Source organism: Streptococcus sp. 45, assembly GCF_900108865.1.
Taxonomy (GTDB): domain Bacteria; phylum Bacillota; class Bacilli; order Lactobacillales; family Streptococcaceae; genus Streptococcus; species Streptococcus ruminicola.
Window position 1 is genome coordinate 145,727 of the sequence record NZ_FNXZ01000001.1, and the last position, 12,612, is coordinate 158,338.

Genomic DNA, 12,612 nt, shown 5'->3' on the forward strand with positions numbered 1-12,612 from the left:
TAGAAGGGGTATTATATGAAACAAGCAGATCCAGCTCACGAAATAAAAATAGATGAAAGCAAGCACCTTCTACCTTATGATTATTACAGTACAGTGGTTGAAAACGGCCGTCCTGACATCCTTTTCCACTGGCATCCAGAAGTTGAAATCAATTATATTTATGAAGGTTCCGCTCGTTTTCACATCGATTACGATTACTTTAATAGTCAAGCGGGTGATATTATCCTCATACGACCAAATGGTATGCACTCTATTCACCCATTAGAAAACCAGAAACATGTCACTGATACTTTTCGCTTTCACTTAGACATGATTGGATATTCCATCGTTGACCAAGTTAGTCTTCGATACTTGCAACCTTTGCAAACTAGCCTTTATAAATTTGTTCCGCGTATTCAACCAGGAATGGAAGGTTATGAAGAAATCAAAGAGTGCCTCTTCACGATTTTTGAGCTTTCAAAAAACGAAGGACGTCATTTTGAACTGCTACTCAAATCAAAACTCAATGAATTCCTATATTTGCTCTTTTACTATCGTTACGTTCTTCGCAAGAACACTGATGATACTTATCGTAAAAATGAACAGATTCGTGAATTGATTGACTTCATTAATAACAATTATCAAAAGAACCTCTCTATTGATTACCTTTCTCAATTCATGGGATATAGTAAAACACACTTTATGGCGGTCTTTAAACAACATACTGGAAGCTCTTGTACGGAATTCATCATTCAAGTTCGTCTGAACAAGGCTTGTGATATGTTGATTAACACCTCAAATCCTGTTCTTGAAATTGCTACGGCTGTTGGTTTTAATAACTTGTCAAATTTCAACCGACAATTTAAACGTTACTATGAATTAACACCAAGTCAATACCGCAAACAATTCAGTAAACGAAAAGAAAGTCGTGTCTTAATCAACCCTGCTAGAAAATCTCATTAAAAGCTGACTAACCTCAGCTTTTTCTTATGCTTGAACACAAAAAAAGAACGCTTAAAGCGTTCTTTTTTATTAAGCTAATGTTGTGAGAAGATAGTCACCAATGTTAACACGTGCATCTTGTGTTGTAAGGACATCTTCAAATTCTGTTGAATTAGTAACAATCACTGGTGAGATAACCGGTAGGTTAGCATCACGAATAGTTGCCAAATCAAACTCTAGTAATTTTTGACCAGCGTCAACTTTGTCACCAACTTGTACAAAGGTATTGAAGCCTTTACCAGCAAGTGACACGGTATCCATACCAACGTGAATCAAGATTTCAGCGCCGTTTTCAGTACGCATACCGATAGCATGTCCAGTTGGGAAGACAAGTGTAATTTCACCGGCAGCTGGAGCAACTACTGTTCCATCGGCTGGATCGATGGCAATCCCTTTTCCCATTGCTCCTGTCGCAAACACTTCATCAGGAACATTTTCAAGTTTAACAACTTGACCAATCATTGGGCTTGCAATAATTTCTTGTTTTAATTCTTTAAGTTCAGTTACAGGTTGAGCTGCTGTGTCATCAGTTACAGGTTTAACATCTGGTCCACCGTAAAGGTAAGGAATTTTAGTCAATTGAGTCAATACAAATCCGAGTACAAATGACATCACAATTGAAACAAGGAAATACCAAACGTTGTTCAAATCTGAACTTGCTCCTGCTGGAACATGTTTTGGAGTGATGTATGAAGGAATTGCAAAGAGTCCCATACCACCCATTGTGTAGCTTGTTGTGTTAAAGAAACTTAGAAATGCCCCTTGAATTGCTCCAGCCACACATGTCATGATAAATGGTGTGCGCATTGGAAGTGTAATACCATAAATAGCTGGTTCAGTAACCCCAAAGAGAGCTGAAATAAAAGCTGGGATAGTCAATTGTTTTACTTTATCTTCTTTTGTACGAAGGAAGATGTTGAGAAGCGCACCTGCTTGAGCAAAACAGATAGCTGTTGAAGCAACAAGTAATGTACTCCATCCTTTAGTAGAGAAATCCAAGATTGCAATTGGAACAAGACCCCAGTGAAGACCAAACATAACAAGAACTTGCCACAAAGCACCAAGTAAAATACCAAAGACAATTGGGCTAAAGTTGTAAATATTTGTAAAGATAACACCGATAAGGTTAGATGCCCAGTTCATAACAGGACCGATTGCCAAGTAAGCAAGTGGAACAGTGATTAAGATAACAAAGAATGGAACGATGAAGACCTTAACCACATCTGGAATGATTTTCTTGAAGAATTTTTCAATTTTTGAACCAACCCAAACAGTCAAGATAATTGGAAGAACTGTTTGAAGATAGCTTGATGATGGGAAGATAACTGGAAGTCCTAAGAAATCAACTTTCCCATTTGCAAAACTTGCGGCAATGTCAGGATAAACCAAAGCAAAGCTTAGTGCTAAAGCAGTGAATTGTTCCATTTTGAAACGTTTTGCTGCTGTTAATGCCAAGATAACTGGTAAGAATTGGAAGAAACCATCACCAGCGGCATTTAAGATAACGTAAAGACCGCTCGTTTCCTTCACTCCTACTGCTGCTAAAATAGCAACCAAACCTTTAATCATACCAGCAGCAGAAAGAGCTCCTAGCATTGGTTGGAAAAGTCCAGAAACCAAAGCGATGAATTGGTCAAAGAGATTTCCTTGAGGAACATCTCCTTCATTAACATCAATACCACCTTCACCTTGGATACCGGCAACTTTCAAAACCGTATCGTAGACATCTGGGACATGATTTCCGATAACTACTTGGTATTGTCCACCTGCTTTGACTACAGTCACAATACCATCTCGTTGTTTGAGGTAATCATCATCTGCTTTACTTTCATCTTTTAAGGTGAAACGTAAGCGAGTCACACAGTGAACTAATTTGATGATATTGTCTTTTCCACCGACGTGAGCAACAATATCTTGTGCCAATTCAGTATAATCTTTAGCCATAAGCTGGCTCCTTTCTTAATGTTCTTTCCTAACAACAGAAAAAACCTAAATAAATACTAAACAATTTTCTGCGCCCACATCAGCGGTAACGCCAAAACTATCTTGTATTTATTTAGGTTTTGCCTGCTTATCAGTAACAATCCTTTTAACAATTCATAGTATAGCATGCGCTTACATTTTTTGCAAGCGCTTTTATGGTATTTTACTACACTTTTTGACATTTTCATTTATCTCTGAAAACTGACCACCTTTCAAGACTTGAAATTACCACACCTTTCATAAGTTTTCAAAAAAATTTCACACATGATTTTTTTATAAAAAAATCCTCCCGACCTTAGTCGAGAAGATTCTTAATGATTAATTACTACTTGTTTCCAGTCGTTGAATGTGAATGGTGATATAGACTTGCTCATCACGACTCATCGGAAAATTGTGTGAGCTTTCGATATAATTCTTGATTTTTTCAGAGCAAGAAAAAGCTTCTGGGTAATTTAGCTTCACTTGTTCATACAAAAAGCTGTCATTTTTACCTTGCACCACACCATTGACGACACGTTGTGCAAAATACTGAATATGAGTCACAAAACGATTATAGCTGACAGAATCTTCATCAGAAACTTTTCCGTAAATTAAACGAACAATCCCTAAAATATCTGTCACAATCTTTGAAATTTGATAGCTTTGCTTAACCAAACCAGAGTCTTTCTGAGCATTGATAAAATGAAGCGCAATTGATGAAACCTCATCATCAGGCAGAATAACACCTAGCTTTTCAAAGACAATCTTAAGGGCATCACGACCAAGCTGATACTCCTTTGGAAAAAATTTACGAATCTCCCAAGACAAAGGATTTTGCACAATGATGTTTTCACGACTTCGCTGAAGTGTGTAATGCAAATGATCTGCAAGGGCAATATAAAAAGCTGTATCAAAATTAGTCTCCAAAACCTCTTGACCATGCTTGATAATATCAAGAACAACCTCTGTCTCTATTGGTGACAAGTCAATATAAACACGCGTTAACTCATGTGTAGCAGAGCTATCTTGCATAACAAATGTTTTTTCAACTAAAGAAGTATCAATCTCGTCACCTGATTTCTTTTGAAAACCAAGTCCTCTCCCCATGACGATGATCTCTTCTCCCTCATCCCCCTTAGCCAAAACAACATTGTTATTATAGACTTTTTCTATCCTCATTATCTACTACTCCCTCAAAAAAATTCGGAAAGAAAAGGCAAAACTAGCGTACACAAAATGCACTGTGTTTTTACGCACAAATGCTTTCTATGCACACTAGGTTTTGCCTGCTTAACCAGTAACAATCCTCTTACTAGTATCCATTTTACCAAAAATCCCCTTAAAATGAAAGGGGATACAAAAATATTTTATTGACATATTTACATCAATAATTTGCGAATTTTTCCAATTTCTGGTTCATTAACCACCAAGAAAATTGTATCACCAGCATTTAAAACAGTGCTTCCGCAAACCACTTCTGATTTCTTGCGATGAATCTGTGTTGTAATCAAAACATTTTTAGGGAGAGTCAAATCGCGAACACGTTTGCCAGCGATTTTATCTGACACGGTTAACTCAATAAGCGTTGGTTCAATAACTTCACGGTCTTTTGGAATGGATAAATTTGCCAACATAGCTTCATAGATTGGCTCACCTTTTAGAAGGTCCATGACAATATAAGCTACTAAAGTAACGACTGCAATAGTCATTAATTGTCGGAAATCTCCTACCATTTCTGTTACCAAAATAATGGCAGTCAGCGGAGCTTTTGAAATAGCCCCAAAATAACCAGCCATACCAAGAACGAGAAAATTAACAAGGACTGATGTGCCAATAAAGCCAATTTGGTACATGCCTAGACCAAAACCAAAGCCTAATAATGCCCCCAAAGTCAAAATTGGAAGGAAAATCCCGCCCGGTAAACCACTGGCATAACTAAACGTACTCCAAACAAAGCGGATAAGAAAGTATAAGCAAACCACTGCAAAAGTCAAATGACTAGTCGATAGTGACGTAATCAAGCCATTTCCTCCACCTAATAATTGTGGGTAGAAATAACCAATTGGCAGAATCAAGATAGCCGCAAAAATACCATAAAAATAATTTGGAATGTGACAAATTTTACCTAAAAAGTCATAAAAAAGATTCGCATTCAAGGTTACTTTTTCGTAAAGGTATCCCATCACACCTAAAAATGCCCCTAAAAGCAAAAGCAACCAATAGTGATGTAAAGGTAAAATAGCAAGGTCACTTGGCATGGCAAGGACTGGTGTTAAACCAAAGATATTTAACGAAATAAAGTTGGCAACCAAGCTTGCAACCAGGGCTGAAATCCAAACCAAACGTGAAAATTGATGATAGATTTCTTCAACAACAAAAAGAAGACCTGCAATTGGAGCATTAAAGGCAGCTGACAAACCTGCTGCTGCACCACTAGCAATCAAGACACGTTGCTCCATGCGCTGTGCTTTCAATGATTTCGCTACACCTTTTCCAGCCATTGCCCCAAGTTGAATACTTGGACCTTCACGTCCTAGCATGAATCCCATTGAAATGGCTAGGACACCACCGATGAATTTTTTCCAAAGAACAGACCACCAATCAGGATGAAGTAAGCCTTTCAACTCTCCTTCGACGTGAGGAATCCCAGAGCCTTTAATATCTGGATCAGATTTAACCAAAAATCCGATAGCAATGACAACAATCACACTCACTAGTAAAATCAAACCTAGTAAAGCTGGATTTTCATGCGAGAGTTGATAACACTTGACCACTTGCGCGAAAATCTTAGCAATCAAGAGTCGAAAAAGACTGACCACGCTTCCGGAAACACATCCTACAATAACACCACGCCACACAAAGCTAAGGATTGAGGATAGCGAAAACTCGTACTCTCTACGATAACTTTCCATTTAAAACTCCTATCTAATCAAATTGAAAATATCATATTAGTTTCAACTATTTTTCAAAAAATAACTCATTACTATTTTATCAAATCTTAAAACTGATTTCGAGCACATTTAAAAAGAGCTTGGAAATTCTTCCAAACTCTCTTGGTATCATTTGCGATACATTTTAAATTGTAAGTATAAGTCGTTATAAATACCAAGCCATTTTTGGCCGAGGTTATCATAAACTTCCAAATGGTTAAAGGTCTCTTCAGATGGATAGAAAGCTTTATTTTCTTTAATGTCATTTGGCAAAAGTTTCTTGGCTTCTGTATTTGGTGTGGCATAGCCGATGTATTCTGCATTTTGCGCAGCGTTTTCAGGCTGCAACATGAAGTTGATAAAGGCGTAAGCTTCTTTAATGTGCTTAGCTGTTTTTGGAATCACTAAGTTGTCAAACCAAAGGTTAGAGCCTTCGCTAGGAACCACGTAGTGAAGGTGATCATTTGAATTAAGCATCTCGCTCGCTTCACCTGAGAATGTGACTCCAATCGCAGCATCGTCATTAATCATGTAACCTTTCATCTCGTCACCGACAATAGCTTTGATATTTGGTGTTAGGTCATCAAGTTTCTTTGAAGCGGCATTTAGCTCAGTCATCGATTTAGTATTTAGGCTGTAGCCAAGAGTTCCAAGACCGATTCCCATTGCCTCACGAGCGCCATCAACTAACATGATGTCATTCTTGTATTCTTGTTTCCATAAATCTGACCAATGTTCTGGCGCTTTATCAACCATAGTATCATTATAGACGATGCCAAGTGTTCCCCAGAAATATGGGACTGAATAATCATTATGCTTATCAAAACTCATGCCCATGAATTTTGAACCGATGTTATCTAAGCCTTTGATTTGAGATTTATCTAGTTTGATGAGCAAATGTTCTTTTCTCATCTTATCAATCATGTAATCTGACGGCACGGTGATGTCGTAAGTTGTTCCACCTTGCTTAATCTTGGTATACATTGATTCATTAGAGTCAAAGGTTTCGTACTGAACCTCGATACCTGTTTCTTTGGTGAATTTTGTAATCAACTCTGGATCGATATAATCTCCCCAGTTGTAAATGACTAATTTATCAGATTGACTTGATGAACTTGATGTTTTTTGCATATAAACCGAAACACCAAATAGAATCAATGTTACCGCAACAAGCCCTAGGAAAAATGTGTATAATTTACGCATTGTTTTCTCCCTTCTTATCTTGTGAAATAAAGTAATAACCAATTACAAGCAAGATACTAAAGATGAAGACAATGGTTGAAAGAGCATTAATCTCAAGTGATATTCCTCTTCGTGCACGCGAGTAAATTTCAACAGAAAGAGTTGAGAAACCATTTCCTGTAACAAAGAAAGTTACCGCAAAGTCATCAAGGGAATAAGTGAATGCCATAAAGAATCCTGAAATGATACCAGGTGTCAAATATGGCAACATGACTTCTTTTAACATTTGCCAAGGTGTTGCACCCAAATCATAGGCAGCATTAATCATATCGTCATTCATTTCCTTAAGTCGTGGCAAGACCATAAGCACCACAATTGGAATTGAAAAGGCAATATGACTAAGCAAAACTGTCATAAATCCAAGATTAAAATGGAAAATACCCGCCAAACGCGTAAAAAGAATCAAAAAGCTTGCACCAATCATAACATCAGGTGCCACCATCAAAATATTATTCATTGATAGAATGGATTGCTGGTGTTTACGACGAGCTTGGTAGATGAAAATAGCTCCAAAAGTCCCAATCACTGTCGCCAGAATTGAACTTAAAAAGGCTAGGAAAAATGTCTGAATCAAGATAAGCATCAAGCGACTATCCGCAAACATTTCTGAATAGTGTTCTAGGGTAAATCCAGTGAAACCATTCATATCGCCACCTTGATTAAAGGAATAGAAAATCAGATAAGCGATTGGAATGTAAAGAATAACAAAGACTAAAGCTAGATATAAATTCGCAAATTTTTTCATTTTCGTCTCTCCTTAGTCATCCACATAATCACAAGCATTGCCATGATTAAAATCACACCAATGGTTGAACCCATTCCCCAGTTTTGTGTTGTCAAGAAGTGCTGCTCAATTGCTGTCCCCAGTGTAATCACACGGTTACCGCCAATCAAACGAGTCAACATGAACAAGCTAAGGCTTGGGATAAAGACTGATTGTACCCCACTTCTCACACCATTTAGTGATAAAGGAAAGACAACCTTTGTAAAGGTTTGGAAGCCATTTCCGCCTAAATCATGGCTCGCATTGATGAGATTTGTATCAATATCATCAAGCGCATTGAAAATCGGTAGAATCATAAATGGAATTTCAATGTAAGAAGCAACAAAGATAAATGAAAAATCTGTGAATAAAATTTGTTTTGGACCAATACCGACAAATGATAAGAAGGCGTTAACGCCACCATGTTGTCCAAAAATCCCCATAAAAGCGTAAGCTTTTAACAAGAGATTAATCCAAGTTGGTAAAACCACAAGCATCAACCACAACTGCTTATGCTTAAGCTGTGTCAAAAAATATGCTGTTGGGTAAGAAATCAACAAGGTCACAAGGGTAATGATGGCAGCATATAAAATCGAATTAAAACTCATTCGAAGATAAGTCCAAGAACTAAAGAAAGTCTTGTAATTATCCAAGGTAAAATGTCCTTGGATATCAAAGAATGACTGCCATAAAATCAAAATGACGGGAGCAATGACAAACAGTATCAACCATAAAATATATGGAATCGAGAAGAAATTATTTTTCTTCATTGCGCTCCTCCTCGATGGCATGAATCAAACCATCTTCATGCTCTTCCATTTCAACGTATTCTTCAAGACGCGCATCGAATTCTTCTTCTGTTTCATTCAAGCGCATGATATGAATATCTTCTGGTGTGAAATCAAGTCCAATGACTTCCCCTTCGATGGCTTTACGTGTTGAATGAATCAACCATTCGTTACCAAGCTCATCGTGAGCAATGATTTCATAGTGTACCCCACGGAAAAGTTGGGTATCGACTTTCACACGTAGTTTACCTTCTTCAGGCATTGTGATTTGCAAATCTTCTGGACGGATAACCACTTCAACCGCTTCATTTGGTCGCATACCACCGTCAACCGCTTCAAAACGTTTGCCGTTAAACTCAACCAAATAGTCTTCAATCATTTTACCTGGAATGATATTTGATTCACCGATGAAGGTTGCCACAAAGTGATTAATTGGCTCGTCATAAATATCTACTGGTGTACCTGATTGTACAATTTCACCATCATTCATGACGAAAATCCAGTCTGACATTGCCAAAGCTTCTTCTTGGTCATGTGTAACAAAGACAAAGGTAATACCAAGACGTTGTTGCAATTCACGAAGTTCGTATTGCATTTCTGTACGCAACTTCAAATCCAAGGCTGATAAAGGTTCGTCAAGCAAAACCACACGCGGTTCATTGATGATAGCACGCGCAATCGCGACACGCTGACGCTGTCCACCAGATAACTTTTGAATCTGGCGATTCTCAAAACCAGCCAAACGTACCATTTTAAGAGCTTCTTCCACTCGTCGTTCAATTTCTTTTTTATCGACTTTTTTTAATTTTAGAGGAAAAGCGACATTTTCAAAAACATTCATGTGAGGGAAAAGGGCATAATTTTGAAAAACGGTGTGAACATCACGTTTATTGATTGGAATATCATTGATACGCTCTCCATCGAGGAAAACATCACCTGTGGTTGGCTGTAAAAGCCCTGCAATGATATTTAAAATCGTTGATTTTCCGGAACCTGAAGCACCAAGAAGGGTGTGAAATTTTCCTTCTTCTAACTCAAAGTTAATATCCTTTAAAACAACTGTACCGTTATCTTCAAATACTTTTGATACGTTTTTAAATGCAATAATTGGATTAGTCAATTCTCATAAAACCTCCATGGAGCTTCTTTAAACTTTTTTCTCGCCGATAATGCGAACTTCGCGCTCTAAACGAACGCCTGAATTTTTCTCAACTGTGTCAATAACGTAGGCAATCAAATCTTCATAATCTTGAGCTGTACCGTCAGCGACATTTACCATAAAGCCTGCGTGTTTTTTACTAACTTCAACGCCACCAATACGATGTCCCTTAAGATTTGCTTCTGTGATTAATTGTCCAGCAAAGTGTCCGACTGGACGTTTGAAGACTGACCCACATGATGGGTATTCAAGGGGTTGTTTTAATTCACGTAAGTGAGTTAAACGTGCCATTTCTTGCTCAATCAAGACATAATCACCTGGTTTAAGGGCGAATTTTGCTGAAATAACAATATCACCGCTATCTTGGACCGCTGAATGACGGTAACCAAACTTCATGTCACGAGCTTCAATTGTCTTAACTTTACCTTCTTTGGTAAGTACTTGAGCTGATACCAAGACATGCGAAATTTCTCCGCCATAAGCACCAGCGTTCATGAAGACAGCACCACCAACGCTACCTGGAATACCACAAGCAAATTCAAAACCAGTTAAACTGTGGTATTTGGCGATACGTGTTGTTTCAACCAAGTTAGCACCAGCTTCTGCTTCAATGACATAGCCATTGACTGTGACTGTATTTAATTTATCAAACATGATAACAAAACCACGGATACCACCATCACGAACAATGATGTTACTAGCATTTCCAAGCACCATCCATGGAATATCATTTTTATTAGCAAATTCAACAATACGAATTAATTCATAACGATTACGTGGAAAAGCGAGATAGTCCGCTGGACCTCCCACTTTCGTGTAAGTATATTTTTTTAAGGGTTCATTAACTCGAATATCAATCCCTTTTAGTTCATCATTTAAAAATTCTAACATTTTCTTCCAACTCTAAAACTATTAATCAAAATTGTAGTTATCATTTGATTAAAATCAACCAATACCCTTATCAATACTATTAGCTCATTTATGATCAAATGATCAATTATCTACTAAAAAATCGGCATAAAGCCGACCTTAATTATAACAAAAAAATCAGCTTTTGACGATATTTAAGACTGAAGTTTTCGCACTTCTTCAAGATTTAATGTTTTTAAATAAGATGTAATAGATTTACCATAAATCTTAAGCGACGGAGCAATTTCAAAAAGCGGTACAAGAACAAAAGCACGCTCTGTCATATAAGGATGCGGCACCTTGAGGGTTTCTGTTGCGATATGCTCGCTACCATACAAAAGGATATCAATATCAATGGTACGAGGTCCCCAATGTTCATGGCGAACACGGTGCAAATCCTTCTCAATTTCTTGGCACTCTGTCAATAATTGCTGAGCATCCAATTCTGTCTCTAATTGACAACAAATGTTCAAAAAATCATCTTGATCCGTCTTACCCCAAGCTGCTGTTTCATAAAATGAAGAAACAGCTGCAAGTGATGTTTGTGGCAGTTGATTTAGACGTTCAAGAGCCGCTTCAAGATAGGCTTTCTTGTCACCAATATTACTGCCTAAACTTAAATAAACGCTAATCATACTCTCTCCCGTTCTAGCTCAATGCCAACAGAATCATAGTGCCCATTAATTGGCGGATTTTCTTTGGAAATTTTTAAAGTAATTGCTTGAACTGGCGGAAACTGTTCAAAAATGTCCTGGCAAATTGCCCCAGCCAAACGTTCAATCAAAATGTATTTATTTTCTTCAACTTGCTTTTTGATAGTTTCAAAGACTAATCCATAATGAACAGTGTCTTCTAAACGATCAGACTGCGATGCTTTTGTCAAATCAACAGACAAGATACAATCAACAACAAAAATTTGCCCTAACGTTTGTTCTTCTGCAAAAGCACCATGGTAACCGTAAAAGCGGCATCCTTTTAAATGAATTTTATCCATATTATTGGTAACAAAGAAGAAAGTCTGAGATACTTTTCTCAAACTCTTTCTTCTCCTCTTACTCCTTTCAAACGAGTTGACTAATCACTTTAACAATATCGCGATTGAGATCAACATTATGCACGCGGACGATTTGACAACCTTTAGCAATTGCCCAAGCTGACAGTGCCGCTGTTCCCATATCGCGCTCAAGAGCTGCTGTCCCGCCTCCTAGCAGATAATCTACTGTGCGTTTACGAGAAATGCCAAATAGAACTGGGTAACCAAGCTGACAAACAGCATCCAAACCTTGCAAAAGTTCAATGTTTTGTGCTTCATTTTTAGCAAAACCAAATCCTGGATCAATCCAGATATTTTCTTTAGCAACACCAGTGTCCAATGCGGCTTGCGCACGTTCTGCTAAAAAGTCACAAACTTCTTTGGTAATATTGTCATACTTTTCTTCTTTTTGATTGTGCATCAAAATAATTGGCACGTTTTTTTCAGCAGCAAGCGCAAGCATTTCCCCATCGTAAAGTCCTGCCCAAACGTCATTTAAAATATCTGCACCTGCTTCTAAGGCAGCACGCGCAGTTTCTGTTTTGTAGGTATCAATACTGACCAAGATATCAAATTTTTCCTTGAGAGCCTTAATAACTGGTACAACACGATTAATCTCATCAGCTGCTTCCACAAAAGTGTATCCTGGTCGTGTCGATTCGCCACCAACATCGATAATTTTTGCCCCTTCAGCAATCATTTTCTCTGCTTGCTCAAGCGCTTTCTCAACCGATGTGTAAGAACCTCCATCAGAAAAAGAATCTGGAGTGACATTTAAAACTCCCATGATACAAGCTTTGCCATCAATGTCATGTTTACCAACTTTCATTATGATCTCCTTAGTA

The 12,612-nt window shown here is 37.7% G+C and carries 12 protein-coding genes; 1 reads left to right on the top strand and 11 read right to left on the bottom strand.

Annotation, left to right across the window (positions count from 1 at the left end):
- Positions 1 to 15: 15 nt before the first annotated feature.
- Entirely contained in the window at positions 16 to 942 is a 927-nt protein-coding gene (locus BMX18_RS00695) for an AraC family transcriptional regulator (RefSeq protein WP_093814616.1), read from the top strand.
- A 69-nt stretch (positions 943 to 1,011) separates the two neighbouring features.
- Here BMX18_RS00695 and BMX18_RS00700 read toward each other — a convergent pair whose 3' ends face one another.
- The 11 genes from BMX18_RS00700 to folP form a co-directional block, all read right to left on the bottom strand.
- Positions 1,012 to 2,925: a beta-glucoside-specific PTS transporter subunit IIABC gene (locus BMX18_RS00700; protein ID WP_074602081.1), complete on the bottom strand. Its 1,914-nt coding sequence runs from the start codon at positions 2,923 to 2,925 to the stop codon at positions 1,012 to 1,014.
- Positions 2,926 to 3,282: 357 nt separating this feature from the next.
- Positions 3,283 to 4,122, bottom strand: a complete 840-nt coding sequence (gene licT, locus BMX18_RS00705; RefSeq protein ID WP_093814618.1) for a BglG family transcription antiterminator LicT — start codon at positions 4,120 to 4,122, stop codon at positions 3,283 to 3,285.
- 200 nt (positions 4,123 to 4,322) lie between these two features.
- Positions 4,323 to 5,855, bottom strand: coding sequence for a ClC family H(+)/Cl(-) exchange transporter (locus BMX18_RS00710; protein WP_093814620.1), 1,533 nt, complete (start codon positions 5,853 to 5,855; stop codon positions 4,323 to 4,325).
- A gap of 147 nt (positions 5,856 to 6,002) precedes the next feature.
- A complete protein-coding gene (locus tag BMX18_RS00715; RefSeq protein WP_093814622.1) occupies positions 6,003 to 7,076 on the bottom strand; it encodes an ABC transporter substrate-binding protein in 1,074 nt (357 codons plus the stop codon).
- A complete protein-coding gene (locus BMX18_RS00720; protein WP_093814623.1) occupies positions 7,069 to 7,860 on the bottom strand; it encodes an ABC transporter permease in 792 nt (263 codons plus the stop codon). The genes BMX18_RS00715 and BMX18_RS00720 overlap by 8 nt, the downstream gene beginning before the upstream one ends.
- A complete protein-coding gene (locus BMX18_RS00725; protein ID WP_006531059.1) occupies positions 7,857 to 8,648 on the bottom strand; it encodes an ABC transporter permease in 792 nt (263 codons plus the stop codon). Before BMX18_RS00725 ends, BMX18_RS00720 begins: the two co-directional genes overlap by 4 nt.
- Positions 8,635 to 9,786, bottom strand: a complete 1,152-nt coding sequence (locus BMX18_RS00730) for an ABC transporter ATP-binding protein (RefSeq protein ID WP_093814625.1) — start codon at positions 9,784 to 9,786, stop codon at positions 8,635 to 8,637. The genes BMX18_RS00725 and BMX18_RS00730 overlap by 14 nt, the downstream gene beginning before the upstream one ends.
- A 27-nt stretch (positions 9,787 to 9,813) precedes the next feature.
- Entirely contained in the window at positions 9,814 to 10,716 is a 903-nt protein-coding gene (gene murB, locus BMX18_RS00735; RefSeq protein WP_093814627.1) for a UDP-N-acetylmuramate dehydrogenase, read from the bottom strand.
- Between the two features lie 173 nt (positions 10,717 to 10,889).
- On the bottom strand, positions 10,890 to 11,369 hold the full coding sequence (gene folK / locus BMX18_RS00740; RefSeq protein WP_074602091.1) for a 2-amino-4-hydroxy-6-hydroxymethyldihydropteridine diphosphokinase: 480 nt from the start codon (positions 11,367 to 11,369) through the stop codon (positions 10,890 to 10,892).
- A complete protein-coding gene (gene folB, locus BMX18_RS00745) occupies positions 11,366 to 11,728 on the bottom strand; it encodes a dihydroneopterin aldolase (RefSeq protein WP_093815141.1) in 363 nt (120 codons plus the stop codon). Before folB ends, folK begins: the two co-directional genes overlap by 4 nt.
- A gap of 67 nt (positions 11,729 to 11,795) precedes the next feature.
- Entirely contained in the window at positions 11,796 to 12,596 is an 801-nt protein-coding gene (folP, locus tag BMX18_RS00750) for a dihydropteroate synthase (RefSeq protein WP_074560286.1), read from the bottom strand.
- Positions 12,597 to 12,612: the final 16 nt, after the last annotated feature.